Below are 16964 nucleotides of genomic sequence, written 5' to 3'. Positions count from 1 at the left end.
AGCGCCGATGGTACTGCATGGGAGACCGTGTGGGAGAGTAGGACGCCGCCGGACACATATCAGAGAAGGCCCCGCCGAAAGGCGGGGCCTTTCTCATTTGCGCACATCCGTGTGAGGGTAATGGTCAGCCATTCCTCGTAGGCCGCCGGGTCCCAGCCGATCATCTTGCGGGCCAGGAGATACGTCTCCGCGTGCACCAGGACCGTGGTGGTGTCGATGAGCCAGTCGAGGTCGGCGTCCGGGCCGATGAGGGAATCCCGGGCCATGTCCGTCCAGAAGAGGCGGATGTTCTCGTGGGTCGCTTCGCGGGCGGCCTGTGCGGCGGCGGCGAGGTCGGGTTCCGTGGCGGCGGCCTCCAGGGCCACGGCGAGGATGTCGCCAGAGCGTTCCAGCATGTGCCGGCCGCCGGTGACCAGGGCCGCGATGCGGGCTTCGGCGGTGGGGGCGGTGCGTGCCCGGACGAACCAGTCGCGGCCGCGGATGTCGATGGGAGCCGTGTCGCCGGCCATGGCGACGTCGGCCGCTCTCTTGAGTAGCGCCGCCTTCGTGCCGAACCGGACATAGACGGTGCGGGGCGCGACGCCGGCCTGCGCCGCGACGGCGGTAAGGGTGGTGGCCGCGTAGCCCTGCCGGACGAAGAGATCCGTGGCGGCACGCAGGATCTTCTCCTCGGTCTCCGCGGTCCGGGCCGCGCGGAGACCCTTGACGGGGTCGTTCATACGTTGCAGCATAACTGTAACAATGCAGTGGTACTGCAAGGGGAGCGATGTCCGTACCGCGGTTGGACGGGGTCCATCATCTGAAGCTGCCGGTCGGCGACCTGGAGCGGTCGATCGACTGGTACCGGTCACGGCTCGGCTACGAGGTGGCGGTCGAGTTCGTCGAGAAGGGGACCCTCATGGGGGTCGCCCTGGAGCATCCGGACGGCGGTCCCGGGCTGGCGCTCAGGCTCGATCCCGAGCGCGCCCGCGCGGCCGCCGGATTCGACTACTTCGCCATCGGGGTCCCCGACAAGAAGACGATCGAGGAACTCGCCGAGCGGCTCGCGCGGCTCGGCGAAGCCCACGCCGGCGTCCACTTTGCCACGATCGGATGGGTCCTGCCCGAGCTGCACGATCCCGACGGGCACGAAGTGCGTTTCTACACGACCGAGCGGCACACGGAACTGGACGGTGACGGGCCGACGCGGATCGACGATCCGCGCGAGTCCGCCGAGCGGCGGGAGCGGGAGCACCGCACGGGGAGCCGCTCGGAAAGCGGGTGAAACCGGATGCCCGAACCGGTCCGCGCATCGGCGCGGCGGGCTTAGGCTGCACGTCGTGAGCGAGAAGCTGTGGGAGATCGAACCGTCCGGGCCGCTGCGCGGCGACGTCACCGTGCGGGGCGCGAAGAACGCCGTCAGCAAGCACATGGTGGCGGCGATGCTGGGCGCGGAGGCGAGCACGATCCGCAACGCGCCGGACGTCGGCGAGGTCGGCATCACCGCGGGCATGCTGGAGCACGTCGGAATGGGCGTCGAGCGGTCCGCGGAGGAGATCACCATCGTGCCGGGTCCGGTGACGGACCCGAGCGTCGGCAAGGCGTTCACCGGGCTGAACCGGATCCCGATCCTGATGCTGGGTCCGCTGCTGCACCTGGCGGGTGAGGCGTTCGTCCCGCTGGTGGGCGGCGACCCCATCGGGCGGCGGCCGGTCGACTTCCATGTGGAGGCGCTGCGCCGGTTCGGAGCGGAGGTCACCCTCGCCGCGGACGGCATCCACGCGCGCGCGACCCGGCTCGCCGGGACGCGGATCGACCTGCCGTACCCGAGCGTCGGCGCCACCGAGACGGTGCTGCTCGCGGCGGTGCGGGCGGAGGGCAGGACGGTCATCCGGAACGCGGCGATGGAGCCGGAGATCGTCGAGCTGGCGCTGTTCCTGCAGCGGATGGGCGCGCGGATCTCGTTCGCGCCCGACCGGCGGATCGTCGTCGAGGGCGTCGAGCGGCTCAGCGGCGCGCAGACCCGGCTCGCCGGCGACCGGATCGAGGCGTTCTCGTACCTGGTGGCGGGGCTGGTGACGGGCGGCGAGGTGCGGGTGCACGGCTGCCCGCAGGACCGGCTCGTCACGGCGATCACCACCCTGACCGGGATGGGCGCGCGGTTCGACATCACCGACGACTGGATCATGGCGTCGGCGCCGGACGGGCTGCTGCCCGCGGCCGTCCAGACCGACACCCATCCCGGGTTCGCGACGGACTGGCAGACCCCGCTGATGGTGCTGTTCACGCAGGCGGACGGCATGTCGGTGCTGCACGAGACCGTGTACGAGAACCGGCTCGCGTACGTCCCGGCGCTGAAGAGCATGGGCGCCGAGATCGAGGTGTACGACACGTGCCTCGGCGGCCCCGCCTGCCGGTACCACGACACGCCCGCGCTGCACTCGGCGGTCGTGCGGGGCGTCAGCAAGCTGCGCGGCGGGGACGTGACGATGCCCGACATCCGCGCCGGTTTCTCGGCGGTGCTCGCGGCCGCGGTGGCGGAGGGGCCGTCCACGCTGCGGGGCGTCCACCACATCGAGCGTGGCTACCACCGGCCGGTCGAGCAGTTCCGGGCGCTGGGCCTCGCGCTGCGCGCCGGCTGACACGTCCGGAACCTGCAAGATCGGGCGGCGCGCGGCGGCCATGCTGGGGGGATGACCTTCGATCTCGAGGCGGCCGCCGGCTTCATGGCCGCGCACGCGCGCCCGCTCGACCGGCGCCGGTTCGACCTGCTGCGGGGCTGCGGCGACCGGGCCGCGGTGCGGGCGGCGCTCGGTTCCTACCGCAACCCCGACGGCGGATACGGGTGGGGCCTCGAACCCGACCTGCGGTCCCGGACGAGCCAGCCCGCGGCGGCGCTGCACGCGTTCGAGGTGCTGGCCGAACTCGGCCCGGAGCCCGTTCCGGAGTCGGCGGCGCTCTGCGACTGGCTGGCGGGCGCGGCGCTCCCGGACGGGGGCGTTCCGTTCGCCCTGCCGGTGCCCGATCCGGCGGCGTGCGCGCCGTTCTGGACGGGCGCCGACCCGCGGGCGTCCTCGCTCCAGATCACCGCCGCGGTCACCGCGATGGCGCAGCGCGTCGCGCGGCACGATCCGGCGGTCGCCGCGCATCCGTGGCTCGCCCGTGCCACGCGCTACTGCCTGGACGCCGTCCGGGCGCTCGAGAAGGAGCCGCACGCGCTGGTCCTGTCGTTCTCGCTGCGGTTCCTGGACGCCGTCCACGACCGCGAGCCCGAGGCCGCCGGCCTGATCGCCGAGCTGGGCGCGTTCCTCCCGCCGGACGGACGCGTCCATGTCGAGGGCGGCCTGGAGGACGAGATGATGCGTCCTCTCGACTTCGCCCCCGACCCGGGTACGCCGGTGCGCGCGCTGTTCGACCCGCGTGTCGTCCGGGACGAGCTGGAGCGGCTCGCGGCCGGGCAGCGGGAGGACGGGGGCTGGTCCGTCGACTTCGCCGCCCACTCGCCCGCCGCCTCCCTGGAATGGCGCGGATACGCGACGGTGAACGCGGTCCGGATCCTGTCCCGCGCGGGGTGACGCGCCGGTCGTCCGGGTAGGGACCTCTCGCGCGGTCGCGAAGCGAGAGGGGAACGGGATGTCGCCCAGGGGAACCCCGGTGGGGAACGTGCTGATCGTGGGGGCCGGCCCGACCGGGCTCCTGCTGGCGGGCGATCTCGCCGCGGCCGGCGTCGCGTGCACGGTGCTGGAGCGCCGGGAGGCGGAGACGAGCACGCTGACCCGCGCGTTCGCGGTGCACGCCCGGACATTGGAACTGCTCGACGCGCGCGGTGTGGCCGCCGGCCTCGTCGCGACCGGCGCGCGGGTCCGGCGGGTGCGGGCGCTCGGGGCGGCGCGGCTGTCGCTGTCGCGGCTGCCGGGCCGGTTCCCGTACGTCCTGATCACGCCGCAGTACGAGACGGAGCGGGTGCTGCGCGAGCGGGCGCTCGCCGCCGGCGCCCGGATCGTGCACGGCGCCGAGGTGACCGGCCTGCGGCAGGACGTGGAGGGCGTCGACGTGGACGTCCGCGACCCGGACGGGAACCGCACCACGCGCCGCGCCTCCTACGTGGTCGGCGCGGACGGGGTGCGCAGCACCGTGCGGCGTGCCCTTGGCCTGCCGTTCCCGGGCCGGTCCGCGGTCCGGTCGGTGATGCTGGCCGACGTCCGGCTGGACGACCCGCCCGCCGAGGCGGTCACCGTGGGGTCGTCGCGGGACGCGCTGGGGTTCGTCGTCCCGTTCGGGGACGGCTGGTACCGGGTGATCGGCTGGAACCGGCGGCACCAGGCCCCCGACTCCGAGCCCGTCGACCTGGACGAGCTCCGCGCCGTCCTGCGCCGCACCCTCGGCGGCGACTTCGGGATGGGGGAGGCGCGCTGGACGTCCCGGTTCCACAGCGACGAGCGGCAGGTCCCCCGCTACCGGGTGGGGCGGGTGCTCCTCGCCGGCGACGCCGCCCACGTCCACTCCCCGGTCGGCGGCCTTGGCATGAACACGGGCCTGCAGGACGCCGCGAACCTCGGCTGGAAGCTCGCCGCGGAACTCCAGGGCTGGGCGCCGTCCTGGCTGCTGGACTCCTACCACGAGGAGCGGTACCCGGTCGGCCGGCTCGTCGTCCGGGGGAGCGGCGCGCTGCTGCGCGGCGCCCTGGTGGAGCCGCTGCCGCTGCGCGCGGCCCGGGACGCGGTGGCGTGGTCGGCGTCCCGGATCCCGGCGGTGGCGCGGCGGCTCGCGGGGGCGGTCTCCGGGATCGACATCGCCTATCCGGCGCCGCGCGGCGCGCACCGGCTGACCGGCAGGCGCGCGCCCGATGTGCCCCTGGCGGGCGACCCGGGCCGCCTGTACGGGCTGCTGGGCGACGGCCGGTTCGTCCTCGTGGTGGGGGCGAACGACCCGGCGGTGACGTACCTGGCGACCAGGTGCTGGCCCGGCCGCGTGCGCTGCGCCCTGGCCGGGGGAGCGACCCGGACGACGGCGCTCGTCCGCCCCGACGGGTACATCGCGTGGGCGTGCGACGAGACCGCCCCGGACCGCCGCGCCGCCGCGATCAGGGAGGCCCTGGCCCACTGGTGCGGCCGTCCCGCCGAACGCCATCACGCCCACCCCGCCGAGGCCCTCCCCCGCGACGCGTCGCGCTAGGAGCGCGTCGAGCCGGGAGCGCCGCGCGCGAACGTCCCGCCCGGCCGGTGAGGCGAACCGGCCGGCCGGCCGGGCGGGACGTGGACACGGCTCAGTAGCGGCGCTCCTCGCGGCCGTAGCCGAGTTCCTCGGCGATGTCGGCGATGTTCTCGTACTCGCGGTCCGGCAGCCGCTCCAGCTCGACCATCGCCGCGTCGGGGGCGCCGGCGTCGGACGCGTGGTCGATGAGGGCGTTCGGGCGGGCCGGGTAGCGGACGCCGGCGAGGAGCCGGGCGAGGGCGCTGCGGTCCTCGACGCCCTGGGTGGTCATCCCGGGCGGGGATCCCTCGCGCGGGTCGGCGCCGGGCGTGCCCGGGTCCCAGGACGGGTCGCCGTCCGCGTACGGCTCGGGTTCCTTGAACTCCTCGGCGTGCGTCGCGTGGTGCCCGCGGACCATGCCCTCGGTCTCGGAGACGATCTCGTCCTCCAGCTTGGGGCCGTGCTTGCCGCTCTGCTCGCTCATCGCTCGTCCTCCCGTGATCGCCCTGGGCGCGTACGCGAGGAATCGTTCCCGCGCGGGGATGTCCAAACCGGGGGACCCGATCGCGGGTACGGTGTGCCGCATGGTGCCGGAGGAGGGCGTACGCGCCCTGCGGGTCGTGGTGGGGCTGCTCGTCCGGGGCGACTTCGAGGAGCTGGAGACGCTCACGGAGGCGCGGACGCTGACGGCGGCGCGGATGGCCGCGGTGATCGAGGCGTCCGGGCGGCGGCCGATCACCCCGCCGGACGAGGCGTTCCGCGACGACCTCGCGACGATGGAGGTCGAGGCGGCCGAGCCCGACGAGCGCGCGTACCGGGTCGACTTCCCCCTCTGGACGGTCCGCGAGGGGCGGGGCGGCCTGCTGCTGTCGGTGACGCTCACCGAGGTGATGGACGGCGTGTGGACCGTCGGCCTGGACGGCCTCGACATCCCCTGACCTGCGTAGGATGCCGATCGGACCCCAAAGGGTGCGGGCAGGGAGGAAACGGTTGGCCGGGCACATGACGCCGGAGGAGTTCCGCCGGTACGGCAAGCAGGTCATCGACTGGATCGCCGACTACCAGGAGAAGATCGCGTCGTATCCGGTGCTGTCGGCGACGCGGCCGGGGGAGATCCTGGCCGGGCTGCCCGAGGCAGCGCCGGAGCGGGGCGAGGCGTTCGAGGACGTCCTCGCCGACCTGGAGCGGGTGATCATGCCGGGGGTCACGCACTGGCAGCACCCCGGGTTCTTCGCCTACTTCCCGGCGAACGCGAGCGGCCCGGCGATCCTCGGCGACCTCCTTTCGGCGGGGCTCGGCGTCCAGGGCATGCTGTGGGCGACGAGCCCCGCGTGCACGGAGCTGGAGATGCGGACGCTCGACTGGCTCGCCGGCCTGCTCGGGCTGCCCGAGCGGTTCCGCGGCGCGGGCGTCATCCAGGACTCGGCGTCCAGCGCCGCGCTCGTCGCGATCGTCGCCGCGCTGCACCGGGCGACGGGCGGCGCGGCCGGACGCGACGGGATCGGCGGCCGGCACACCGTCTACGTCAGCTCGGAGACGCACTCGTCGCTGGAGAAGGCGGCGAGGGTCGCGGGGATCGGCGCCGCGAACGTCCGGGTCGTGGACGTCGACCCCGCCGCCCTGACCATGGACCCCGCGCGGCTCGACGCCTTGATCGCCGAGGACGTCGCGGCGGGCGCCGTCCCGGTCCTGGTGTGCGCGACCGTCGGCACGACGTCCACGACGGCGGTCGACCCGGTGCCCGCGATCGGCGCGGTCTGCCGCCGGCACGGGGCCTGGCTGCACGTGGACGCCGCGTACGCGGGCGTCGCGGCGGTCTGCCCGGAGCTGCGGTGGGTCAACGACGGGGTGGCCGAGTACGCCGACTCCTATGCCACCGATCCGCACAAGTGGCTGCTCACCAACTTCGACTGCAACGCGCTGTGGGTCGCCGACCGGGACTCCCTGACGGGCGCGCTGTCGATCCTGCCCGAGTACCTGCGCAACCAGGCGTCGGCGTCGGGGGAGGTCGTCGACTACCGCGACTGGCAGATCCCGCTCGGCCGCCGGTTCCGGGCGCTGAAGCTGTGGTCGGTGATCCGCTGGTACGGGGCGGAGGGGCTGCGCGAGCACGTCCGGACGGGGGTGCGGCTCGCGAAGGACCTCGCCGGGTGGATCGCGGACGACGCCGCGTTCGAGGTCCGGGACCACCACCCGTTCGGGCTGGTGTGCTTCCGCCCGCGCTGGGAGGGCCGCACCGGCGAGGAGGCCGACGCGGCGACGCTGGCGCTGATGGAGCGGCTCAACGCCTCCGGCGACCTGTACCTCAGCCACACCCGGGCGGGGGGCCGGGTGTGGCTGAGGATGGCGATCGGCGCGCCCGCCACGCGGGACGAGCACGTCCGGGAGGCGTGGGCGCGCATCCGCGCGGCCCTCTGAGGGTCAGGACGCGCGGCGCATGATCCGCAGGATGCGCCGCACCAGCGACGCCGCCTCGCGGTCCTCCTCCGCCTGCATGGGCGTCACGGGCTCCTCGGCGGCGGGCGCGGCCGGCTCCTTGGCCAGCTCGTAGTGGACGGGCAGGGAGCGCAGGCCCCGTGTGATCGGCGACGACCGCCACGGCAGCTGGTCCGGCGGCAGCGCGGGACGCAGCGCGCAGAACCGGTCGAAGAGCCGCTCCACGGCGATCGTGGCGATGGTGGTGGCGAACTCCCGTCCGACGCAGGCGTGCGCGCCCGCGCCCCAGCCGAGGTGCGCGCGGGAGCTGTAGAGGGCGTCGGGCGACATGCCGCCGGTGAACGCCGGGTCGAGGTGGGCGGCGGCGGGCGACAGCATGACCGGGTCTCCCGCGGCGACCGTGTACCGGCCGATCCGCACGTCCGTCCGCGGCCACCGGAACGCCATGTTCGCCATCGGCGGGCTGGAGATCATCGCCCGGTTGACGGCCTCCTGGATCATCCCGGCGGACAGGCTCTCGCGCGCCCCGCCGGTCCCGGAGATCACCTCGATGACCGTGTTGCCGATGAGCGCGCCGGTCAGGTCGGCGATGAACCCGGTGAGCATGCTGATCTCGCGGGTCAGCTCGTCCAGGGCGAGGTCGGGAACGGCGGCCAGCATGAACGACGGCAGGTCCTGGCCGGGCGCGGCCGACTTCGCGGCGCACACCTCGCCGATCTCGGTGATCAGCCGGATCTGCGCCTCGGCCGCGTCGGGCGTGGCGTCCATCGTCCGCCACACGTCCATGATCAGTTCTTCGCTCCGGCCGCCGGCCGGGACGCCGAGCAGCCGGTTCAGCACCATCAGCGGCAGCGGCCGCGCGTACTGGACGGACAGGTCGGCCGTGCCGGTGCGGCCGCCCTCCGCCAGCGCGGTGATCAGCTCGTCGGCGTAGACCTGGACCGCGTGCTCCAGCTCCTTCGCCTGGGGCCGGGTGCGGTCCTGGAACGGCCGGACGCCCTCCGACCACGCGGTGCGCAGGCGGGTGAGCTCCGCGCCGTCCTTGAACGAGGACGCGTCGAAGGTGAAGGCGGGCAGCAGCGGCCAGTCGGCCGGCACCCGGCCCTCGCGCAGCGCGCGCCAGGCGTCGGGCCGCCGGCTCCACACGCCGCGCGTGTCGCGCAGGACGTCGAGCATCTGCGGGTAGCCGAGCACCAGCCAGGCCGGGACGCCGAGGATCTCCACGGGCGCGATCGGGCCGTGCTCGGCGCGGAGCCGCTCGTAGAACAGAGCCGGGCGGGAGTCGTAGTCGCGGGTCATCAGGGGCTGGAGGTCGAGCGACTCCAGCGGGGCGTGCGCGGGTGCGGCTTCGGTCTGGGGGTCCACGAGGCCTCACCCTAGAGAATCAAGACCGTTTCGAGTGGATCAAGTGAAATCTTCCTTACGTTCGGAGTGCGGGCGCCCGCGGGGTGGTCCGCCGGTCCCGTCCGGGTATGGGACGCTGGGGAGGTCCGACACGAGAACTGGAGGTCCGCATGGCCGAGTCGCCGGAGGAAGCCGGGTCGTCCGAGGGCGCGGAGGGCGCCGAGGACGCGGTGAAGCGCCGGTTCCGGGAGGCCCTGGAACGCAAGCGCGGCGCGACGGACGCGAAGAGCGGCGCGGGGGCGGGCAGGGGAGGCCCGAAGGTGCGCGGCGCCCACGAGCGCGCCGACCACCAGCGCCAGTTCCGCCGCAAGAGCGGCTGACGAGCGCGCACGTCCTTCTGGGACGGCCCCGTCATCGGAGGCCGTCCCAGGGAACCGCGCGTCAGCCGTTGTAGAGCTTCTCCGCGTAGGACGCCTGCGCGTAGTACGCCTCCAGCTCTTCGAGGGTCTCCTCGGTGCGCTGGACCTCCTTGACGATCCGTGCCTGCGAGGGCAGCGCGTCCGGCGTCCACGTGTCCGGCCGCCACAGCTTCGAGCGCATCAGCGCCTTCGCGCAGTGGAAGAAGATCTGGTCGATCTCCACCACCAGCGCCAGCGCGGGCCGGTGCCCCTTCACGATCATCTCGTCGAAGAACGGGGCGTCCCGCAGCAGGCGGGCGCGGCCGTTGATCCGCAGCGTCTCGCCGCGGCCCGGGATGAGGAAGAATCGCCCTTGGGTGAGACGTCGCAGTCGCCGTCCGCGTCGCTGGTCGCGATGAGGACGAGGGGCGACAGCGCCAGCCACTGGCGGTCGCGCGGGTGCAGCGCGCGGCGCTCCTTGTCGACGGCCCGCCGCATCGGGGTCCCGAGCAGCTCGCGCAGCTCGGCGGGCGAGGTGATCACCGTGGATCCGGGGGCGAGCGCCATCCGCCGCTCCTTGGTCTCCGGGGGCGGACGTCAAGCCTATCCGGCGCCCGCGCCGCGATCTTGCGGGGCGTCCGGCGGTGACTTTCGCCGCCCCGTGCGGTCGGTACCCGTGACCGCACATCCCCGCGAGGAGACGAGGCCCCCATGGACACGATCGCCGCGGCGGCTCTGCACGAACACGCGTCCGGGCTGCTGGAGCGCTCCGCCGCCTACATGCTGGGCCGTCTTGCCACCGTCACCCCGTCCATGCTCGGGGCGCCGACGCCCTGCCGCGACTGGGACCTCGGGATGCTGCTCCACCACCTGGCGGACTCCCTGACGGCCCTGGCCGAGGCCCTGGGCAGCGGCGTTCTGACCCTGGAAGCGCCGGGTGGGGGAGAGGCCGGCCCCGGCCGCCGGGACGTGCTCGCGTCCGAGGAGGGCCCTGCCGACCGCCCCGTCCGGACGGTCCGCGCCGCGACGGCGCGGCTGCTCGGCGCGTGGACCGCCGCGGGCCACCCCGACATCGCGATCGCCGGGCATCCCCTGCACGCCGCGGTCGTCGGCGCCACCGGCGCGCTCGAGATCGCCGTCCACGGCTGGGACATCGCCCGCGCCACCGGCCGTCCGCGCCCGATCCCGCCCGCGCTCGCCGGCCGCCTGCTGCGGCTCGCGCCCCTCGCGGTCACGGCCGGGACCCGCGACGGCCTGTTCGCGCCGCCGCTCCCCGTCCCGGACGGCGCCGGGCCCGCCGCCCGCCTCCTGGCCCACCTCGGCCGCGAGCCGGACGCCGCCTGACCGGTCAGGCCCGGACGGCGTAGCGGCGGACGCCGCCCTCCTCGTGCGCGTCCAGGACGCCCCGGTCGGCGAGGACGTCGAGGTGCGCCTCGATCTCCAGGACGGCGAGCATCTGGCTGAACGCGTCGAGGTCGTCCAGCCTGCGCTTGCGGCGCGTCCACGGCATGGCGGCCGCGACCTCGAACCCGGTGGCGTGCCCCGCCCGGACCTGCGCGGCGGCCGCGTCGAGCCGCTCCGCGTGGTGCTCCAGCAGCTCGTCGACGCGGACGTGGGTGCTCGGCGTGACCGGGCCGTGCGCGGGCAGCAGCAGGGTGTCGGGCATGTCCCGGACGAGCCGCAGCGAGTCCAGGTAGCTGCGCAGCGGCTTCGGCTCCGGCTCCGTCTCCAGGCCGATCGACGGGGAGATGTGCGGCAGGATGTGGTCGCCCGCGAACAGCAGCCCGGCCGCCGCGTCCCGCAGGACGATGTGGCCGCGCGTGTGGCCGGGCGTCTCGAACACGTCCAGGCCCCGGGCGTTCAGCTCGATCCGCTCGCCGTCGTCGAGCCAGCCGTCCGGCATCGTGTGCGGGACCTTCCGCTCCTCGCGGGTCGGCGGCGTGCCCGCGATCACCTCGGCGAGGGCGTCCGCGCCGGCGCGCCGCAGCAGGTCGACCTGGCGCGGGTGCAGGCCCTTGCGGGTGTCGTAGGCCGAGATGGACGGCCGCTCGCCGCGGCCGATCCGCACCCGCGTCCCGAACTCCTCCCGCAGGTGCAGCGCCTGTGAGTAGTGGTCCCAGTGGGCGTGCGTCACCACGAACTGCGCCACGTCCGCGGGGGTGTGCCCGAGCGTGCGCAGCGCGTCCTCCAGCGCGGTCCGGCTGTCGGGCATCGCCCATCCGGAGTCGACGACGACCGGCCCCGCGTCGTCCTCGATCACGTACACGTTGACGGCGTGCAGCGTGGGAATCGGCAGCGCCAGGGGGATCCGGTGCACCCCCGGCGCCACGGGATGGGCGCCGGGCTCGGTCCAGTCCGCCGCCTGCTCCACCGACGTCGCCGTCACCATGCCTCCCGGGCAAAGTCGAATCCTGTTCTAAAACAGGCTACTTGAGCCCGGGATCCCCGGCGGCACGGGACCGGACGTGCCGTGTGTCACGTTCCACCGCGTCCCGCAGGTCCCGGACGGCCTCCGCCGCCCGCTCCCGCGCGGCCTCGGCCCGCTCGGCCCGCCGCCCCGCGGCGTCCCGCTCGGCGGTGGCCCGCTCCAGCGCCCGCCGCAACCGCCCGACCTCCCCGGAGGCCGCCCGCAGGGTCTCCGCGGCCTCGGCGGCCCGCTCCTCCCGCTCGGCCAGCACGCGCTCCGCCCTGCCCAGGCGCCGCCGCGCCACCTCGGCCTTGCCGGCCCTGTCCGCCTTCGCAGGCTCACCCGCCCGGCCGGCCCTCACCTCGTCCTGGCTCGGGGGCGCCCCCGTACTCCTGACGGCGGCGCGCGGCCGGGTGGCCTCCGCCGGCTCCGCTCCCGCCGGGCGCGTGCGGCGCAGCGCGGTCGCCTTCGCGGTCCGCGATGCGCCCGGTTCGGCGGGGAAGCCCGACAGGACGAAACCGGTGTGGCTCTGGGGGCGGGTCAGGCGGCCTTCGCGGACCCGCTCGGCGGTCCCGGCGTCCACCGTGGCGGCGAGGAGCGTCTCCTCGATCTCCCGAACGGCCTGCTCCCGCAGCGGCTGCCCCGCCTCCGACGCCAGGTCGGCGGCGCGGCGGACGAGGGGTGCCAGCAGATCGGTGCGGCGGCGCTCCAGATCGGCCAGGCCGGCACCGGACGCCCACGCGGCGCGGAGGGCGGCGCCCGCGTCCAGGAGCGCGGCGAGGTCACCGGCGGCGCCGCGGGCCAGGAGGTTCACGGCCCAGGCGGCCGGGGCGGGGCGGCGCAGCGCGCCGATGCGGCGGGCCAGGCCGGGGTCGCCGGCGGACCGGGCGGCCTTGGCCAGCCGGGTCCGCGCCGCCACGAATCCGGTCGGCGCGACCCCGTACAGCTCATCGGCGGCGGAGGTGAAGTCCACGCCAGGGTCCCTACCCGCTCGCGCCCGCGGGGCATCGGAGTGGAGGTCGTGGGCACCGCTCGGCCCGAAGGCCGCGATGACGCGGAGGTCGCACGGATGCGACCCCGGGGTCATTGGCCGCGCGTCGGAGCCGTGTGACCATCGCCCCATGGACACCTCTCTGAAGGCCTTCCTGGAGGGCGGTCCCGCCGACCTGCCCGACCGGATCGCGCCGATCATCCCTCCCGGTGTCGAGGTGAGGCTGCCGTTCCGCGGCGGCTACGAGCACTTCAAGGCGACCGCCCGGCACCGGGACACCCCGCACGGGAGGCTCCCGGTGTTCCGGTGGTCGGGCCGGACGGGCGGCGGCGCCTGACCGTCCCGGCCGCCGGGGCCCTTACTGTGGGGGCATGGCGCGCAGAGGGCGGCGGGAGGCGGCGGACACCCGCGCGACGGGCGGCGGCCGGACGGAGCTGCTGCGCGACGCCGACCGCGACGGCGGCTGGGTCCTGCTCGTCGGCGGCGTGCCGCAGTCGTACGTGGACCTGTCCGACCCGACGTACCTCGACTTCGAGTACATGCGGCTGATGGGCGACGTCGTCGACCGGCTGGCGCCGGCCGGAGCGGCCCTCGACGCGGTCCACGTCGGCGGCGCCGGCTGCACGCTGCCCCGCTACATCGCGGCGACCCGTCCGGGCTCGCGGCAGGTGGTCCTGGAGCCGGACGGGGAGCTGGTGCGGCTCGTCCGGGAGCGGCTGCCGGTGAAGGGCATGCCGGGCCTGCGGATCCGGGTGACCGGCGGGCGTGAGGGGCTCGCAGCGCTGCCCGACGGCGCCGACGACCTCGTGGTGACGGACGCGTTCACCGAGGCGGTCATGCCGGCCGAGCTCGCGACCCGCGAGTTCGTGCTGGACGCGGCGCGGGTCCTGCGGCCCGGCGGCGTGTACCTGCTGAACGTCGCGGACGGGTTCCGGCTGCCGTTCGCGCGCCGGGCCGCCGCCACCGTGCGGTCGGTGTTCCGGCACACGCTGCTGATGGGCGAGCCGGGGGTGCTGCGCGGCCGGCGGTTCGGCAACCTCATCCTGGCCGGGTCGCGGGAGCCGCTGCCGGTCGCGGAGCTGGCGCGGGTCGCGGCGGGCGGGATCGCGCGGGCGCGGCTCGTCGAGGGCGACGCCCTGGCCGCGTTCTGCGCGGGCGCCGCGCCGCTGCGCGACGGCGAGGAGTTCGCCGCGCCGGTGCCGCCGCCCCAGGTGTTCGGGCGAGCGTGACGCAGGTCATGTCACGGCCCGCAGAGGCTTCCCGTCTCCCCTGGTGAAGGACCTGGGAGGGACCATGAGGATTCTCGTCACCGGTGCGAGCGGCACGCTCGGCTCGCACGTCGTCCGCCTGCTCGCAGCGCCGCACGGGCCGCCCGGCGTGGAGGTGCACGCGCTCAGCCGCGCGGAGCGGCCCTCGGCGGACGGGGTGATCTGGCATCGCGGCGACCTCGCGACCGGCGAGGGGATCGCCGGCGCCGCCGCGGGCATGGACGTGATCGTGCATTGCGCGAGCGACGCCCGCCGGCCGAAAGGGGAACTGTCCGCCGCGCGGACGCTGGTGGAGGCGGCGCGGGCGAACGGGAGCCCGCGGCTGGTCTACATCTCGATCGTCGGCGTCGACCGCATCCCGTTCGGTTATTACCAGGCCAAATATGCCGTGGAGCGCTACATCGAGAATGGCGGCCTGCCGTACGCCGTCCTGCGGACGACCCAGTTCCACGATTTTCCGGCGATGATCCTGGAGGCCCTCGCCAAGGTGCCGGGCGTGCTCCCGGTCCCGGCCGGTCTGCGGGTCCAGCCGATCGACGCCGGCGAGGTCGCCGCGCGGCTGGTGGAACTGGCGCTCGCGCCCGGCGCGGCCGGACGCGCCGAGGACATGGGCGGCCCCGAGACGTTCACGTTCGCGGAACTCGCCCGCTCGTACCTGGCCGCCACCGGACGGCGGCGCGTTCTGCTGCCCCTGCGCATTCCGGGACGCGCCATGCGCGGATTCCGGGCAGGACACAATCTGGCTCCCGGACATGTCGCAGGCGAGCGCACCTGGCGGGAGTTCCTCGGCCGCCGGAAATGAAAATCCCCGGACCTGCCGTTCCTGCCGAGAAACCGGAGCGGCGGGATTTCCGGCCCGGATTCACCTGCCGTATCGGCCGCGCCGGGTCGCGCCGTGTTCCATAATCGAGCGATGGAGGCGTCCACGCGAATTCTGATTCTCGGCATGGATCCGTCGGGGCGAATACTCCAGTTCGACCGCAACGCCGCCGCCGTGCTGTCCGCGCCGGGGTACGGGCTGCTCGGCGCCCACCTCGACGACGTGATCGGCGGTGCGCGCAGGCCGCTGCTGGAGGCCCTGCGGGCCGGGCGGGAGCGCACCGCGATGCTGCCCGTCGAGACCCGGGACGGCGGCGTCCTCGACGCCGTCGTGACCGTCCACCCGATGCTCGGCGCGGCGCTGGACGGCGGTGCCTCCCCGGCGGGGGAGGGCGCGGGCGGCGCGGCCGATGTCGCGGTGCTCGCCGTGGTGCGGGTGCCGGTGCCGCTCGCCGACCGCTTCGTCGACCCCGCCGTGATCCGCCGGGCGCTGCTGGACGACGCGCTGCCCCGGCTCGGCGCCGCGCTCGACCTGGAGCTCCTCGCCCGCGGGCTGATGGACGTGCTCGTCCCGCACTTCTGCACGTCCGGGGCGCTGCTGCTGCGCGAGAACCTCGTGAACCCGGACGAGGAGCACGCCGACGGGCTGCTCATGCGCCGGATGGCGATCGGCGTCGCCGACGACGACCCCGCCTGGGACGCGGCGTTCCCCACCGGGGAGGTCATCGCCTACCCGCCGGACGGCCCGTACGAGCGGTGCGTGCGCACGGGCGAGGCGGTCCGCACGGTGCTCGACGCCGCCGCCGCGGCCGGCCTCGCGGACGGGTGGAGCCGCCCGCCGGTCGCGGACCTGCTGCGGGACAGCTCGATGGTGCTGCTGCCGGTCACGTCGGCGGCGGGCGTGCTCGGCTTCTTCGCGTGCCTGCGCGGGGCCGGGCACCGCCCGTTCGACCCCTACGACCTCGAGATCGGGATGGAGTTCGCGTCCCGCGCGTCGATCCTGGTCGAGAGCGCCCGCCAGTACGCGCGGGAGCGGGCGACCGCGCTGACGCTGCAGCGCAGCCTGCTGCCGACCGACCTGTCCGCGCCCGCCCCCGTGGAGGTCCACCACCGCTACCTGCCGGGCGGGCGGCTCATCGAGGTCGGCGGCGACTGGTACGAGTCGATCGCGCTGCCGGGCGGACGCGTCGCGCTCGTCGTCGGGGACGTCGCGGGCCACGGGGTGAAGGCCGCGGTCACGATGGGCCGGCTCCGCACCGCCATCCACACCCTCGCCGACCTGGAGCTTCGGCCCGCCGAGGCCCTGGAGCGGCTCGACTCCCTCATGCGGACCCTCGGCGAGCGCGAACCGCACTTCGCGACCTGCGCCTACGTCGTCTACGACGCGGTGAGCGGCCGCTGCGAGGCGGCGAGCGCCGGGCACCTCCCGCCGCTGCTCGCCCCGCCCGGCGCGGACGCCGAGTTCCTCGACGTCCCGCCCGCCCCGCCTCTCGGCGTCGGCGACGGCCCCATCAGCAGCCGCGAGTTCACCGTCCCGGAGGGCACCCTGCTGTTCCTCTACACCGACGGCCTGGTCGAGAACCGCGCCCGCGACATCGATGACGGCCTGGCGCGCCTGCGCGCCACGTTCGCCGCCGGCGCGTCGGAGCGCCGGCTGAACGAGCTGTGCGGGGACGCCCTCGACGGCGTCTACGACGACGAGCACCGCGACGACATCGCGATGCTGGTGGCGCGGCTCGGCCGGCTGCCCGCCGACCGGCACGCCTCCTGGGAGCTGCCCGCCGAGCCGGCCGCGGTGCGCCGCGCGCGGGGCCTGGTGCGCGCCCGGCTCGCCGCGTGGGGCCTGGACGATCTGGCCGATACGGCGGCGCTGGTGGTGTCGGAGCTGGTCACGAACGCGATCGCGCACGCGGGCGGCCGGGTCCGCGTCCGGCTCGTCCGCGACGGAAGCCTGGTCTGCGAGGTGTTCGACACCGCCGACGGCCGGCCCCGGATGCGTCCGGACGACGCGGCCGCGATGGCCGAGTCCGGCCGGGGGCTGCACGTCGTCCGGCGCCTGTCGCGCCGCTGGGGGGTGCGCCGCACCGCCGACGGCAAGGTCGTCTGGTGCGAGCTCGACCTGCCCTGAC

The 16964-nt window shown here is 75.2% G+C and carries 19 protein-coding genes; 12 read left to right on the top strand and 7 right to left on the bottom strand.

Annotated features, from left to right (window positions below; genetic code table 11):
* Positions 1–59 precede the first annotated feature (59 nt).
* Positions 60–719 (bottom strand): TetR/AcrR family transcriptional regulator, encoded by a 660-nt coding sequence (locus tag IE99_RS30595; protein WP_051712987.1) that lies wholly within the window; start codon positions 717–719, stop codon positions 60–62.
* A gap of 47 nt (positions 720–766) precedes the next feature.
* Here IE99_RS30595 and IE99_RS0121960 point away from each other — a divergent pair, with 47 nt between their 5' ends.
* Genes IE99_RS0121960 through IE99_RS0121945 form a run of 4 tightly spaced genes read left to right on the top strand, consistent with a single transcriptional unit; the run spans position 767 to position 5154 of the window.
* Positions 767–1264: a VOC family protein gene (locus tag IE99_RS0121960; RefSeq protein WP_051712985.1), complete on the top strand. Its 498-nt coding sequence runs from the start codon at positions 767–769 to the stop codon at positions 1262–1264.
* Between the two features lie 55 nt (positions 1265–1319).
* Entirely contained in the window at positions 1320–2621 is a 1302-nt protein-coding gene (gene murA, locus IE99_RS0121955) for a UDP-N-acetylglucosamine 1-carboxyvinyltransferase (protein ID WP_030173983.1), read from the top strand.
* Between the two features lie 51 nt (positions 2622–2672).
* Positions 2673–3554, top strand: a complete 882-nt coding sequence (locus IE99_RS0121950) for a prenyltransferase/squalene oxidase repeat-containing protein (RefSeq protein ID WP_030173980.1) — start codon at positions 2673–2675, stop codon at positions 3552–3554.
* 58 nt (positions 3555–3612) lie between these two features.
* Positions 3613–5154: an FAD-dependent oxidoreductase gene (locus IE99_RS0121945; protein ID WP_051712984.1), complete on the top strand. Its 1542-nt coding sequence runs from the start codon at positions 3613–3615 to the stop codon at positions 5152–5154.
* A 91-nt stretch (positions 5155–5245) separates the two neighbouring features.
* On the opposite strand, the gene IE99_RS0121940 is transcribed toward IE99_RS0121945, so the two are convergent.
* On the bottom strand, positions 5246–5656 hold the full coding sequence (locus IE99_RS0121940; RefSeq protein WP_030173975.1) for a DUF2795 domain-containing protein: 411 nt from the start codon (positions 5654–5656) through the stop codon (positions 5246–5248).
* 100 nt (positions 5657–5756) lie between these two features.
* On the opposite strand from IE99_RS0121940, the gene IE99_RS0121935 reads away from it, so the two are divergent.
* Positions 5757–6110: a DUF7668 domain-containing protein gene (locus IE99_RS0121935; RefSeq protein ID WP_157610434.1), complete on the top strand. Its 354-nt coding sequence runs from the start codon at positions 5757–5759 to the stop codon at positions 6108–6110.
* 52 nt (positions 6111–6162) lie between these two features.
* Positions 6163–7590 carry an aminotransferase class V-fold PLP-dependent enzyme gene (locus IE99_RS0121930; RefSeq protein WP_245623305.1) on the top strand — a complete coding sequence of 476 codons (1428 nt, stop codon included), beginning with the start codon at positions 6163–6165 and terminating at the stop codon, positions 7588–7590.
* 3 nt (positions 7591–7593) lie between these two features.
* Here IE99_RS0121930 and IE99_RS0121925 read toward each other — a convergent pair whose 3' ends face one another.
* Positions 7594–8973, bottom strand: coding sequence for a cytochrome P450 family protein (locus IE99_RS0121925; RefSeq protein WP_030173967.1), 1380 nt, complete (start codon positions 8971–8973; stop codon positions 7594–7596).
* Positions 8974–9122: 149 nt separating this feature from the next.
* Here IE99_RS0121925 and IE99_RS0121920 point away from each other — a divergent pair, with 149 nt between their 5' ends.
* Entirely contained in the window at positions 9123–9332 is a 210-nt protein-coding gene (locus tag IE99_RS0121920; protein WP_030173964.1) for a DUF5302 domain-containing protein, read from the top strand.
* A gap of 61 nt (positions 9333–9393) precedes the next feature.
* Here IE99_RS0121920 and IE99_RS33570 read toward each other — a convergent pair whose 3' ends face one another.
* Together IE99_RS33570 and IE99_RS33565 are read right to left on the bottom strand one after the other, a co-directional pair.
* Positions 9394–9627 carry a HEPN domain-containing protein gene (locus IE99_RS33570; RefSeq protein WP_342666240.1) on the bottom strand — a complete coding sequence of 78 codons (234 nt, stop codon included), beginning with the start codon at positions 9625–9627 and terminating at the stop codon, positions 9394–9396.
* A gap of 2 nt (positions 9628–9629) precedes the next feature.
* Positions 9630–9917 carry a hypothetical protein gene (locus IE99_RS33565; RefSeq protein ID WP_342666239.1) on the bottom strand — a complete coding sequence of 96 codons (288 nt, stop codon included), beginning with the start codon at positions 9915–9917 and terminating at the stop codon, positions 9630–9632.
* Positions 9918–10061: 144 nt separating this feature from the next.
* On the opposite strand from IE99_RS33565, the gene IE99_RS0121910 reads away from it, so the two are divergent.
* On the top strand, positions 10062–10694 hold the full coding sequence (locus IE99_RS0121910; RefSeq protein ID WP_051712982.1) for a TIGR03086 family metal-binding protein: 633 nt from the start codon (positions 10062–10064) through the stop codon (positions 10692–10694).
* A 4-nt stretch (positions 10695–10698) separates the two neighbouring features.
* Here IE99_RS0121910 and IE99_RS0121905 read toward each other — a convergent pair whose 3' ends face one another.
* Together IE99_RS0121905 and IE99_RS30590 are read right to left on the bottom strand one after the other, a co-directional pair.
* Complete coding sequence (locus IE99_RS0121905; protein WP_030173958.1) at positions 10699–11739, bottom strand: MBL fold metallo-hydrolase; 1041 nt, start codon at positions 11737–11739, stop codon at positions 10699–10701.
* 37 nt (positions 11740–11776) lie between these two features.
* On the bottom strand, positions 11777–12730 hold the full coding sequence (locus IE99_RS30590; protein WP_051712980.1) for a hypothetical protein: 954 nt from the start codon (positions 12728–12730) through the stop codon (positions 11777–11779).
* A 148-nt stretch (positions 12731–12878) separates the two neighbouring features.
* On the opposite strand from IE99_RS30590, the gene IE99_RS0121895 reads away from it, so the two are divergent.
* The 4 genes from IE99_RS0121895 (at position 12879) to IE99_RS0121880 (ending at position 16963) form a co-directional block, all read left to right on the top strand.
* Positions 12879–13085: a DUF5988 family protein gene (locus tag IE99_RS0121895; protein ID WP_030173953.1), complete on the top strand. Its 207-nt coding sequence runs from the start codon at positions 12879–12881 to the stop codon at positions 13083–13085.
* A gap of 34 nt (positions 13086–13119) precedes the next feature.
* Positions 13120–13977, top strand: coding sequence for a spermidine synthase (locus IE99_RS0121890; RefSeq protein WP_030173950.1), 858 nt, complete (start codon positions 13120–13122; stop codon positions 13975–13977).
* 64 nt (positions 13978–14041) lie between these two features.
* Complete coding sequence (locus IE99_RS0121885) at positions 14042–14818, top strand: SDR family oxidoreductase (protein ID WP_030173947.1); 777 nt, start codon at positions 14042–14044, stop codon at positions 14816–14818.
* 144 nt (positions 14819–14962) lie between these two features.
* Positions 14963–16963: a SpoIIE family protein phosphatase gene (locus IE99_RS0121880; protein WP_084219765.1), complete on the top strand. Its 2001-nt coding sequence runs from the start codon at positions 14963–14965 to the stop codon at positions 16961–16963.
* Position 16964 lies beyond the last annotated feature (1 nt).

This window comes from Spirillospora albida, assembly GCF_000718255.1.
Classification (GTDB): domain Bacteria; phylum Actinomycetota; class Actinomycetes; order Streptosporangiales; family Streptosporangiaceae; genus Spirillospora; species Spirillospora albida.
The sequence above is the reverse complement of the archived record's forward strand: the minus strand, read 5'-3'. Positions and strand labels throughout refer to the sequence as shown.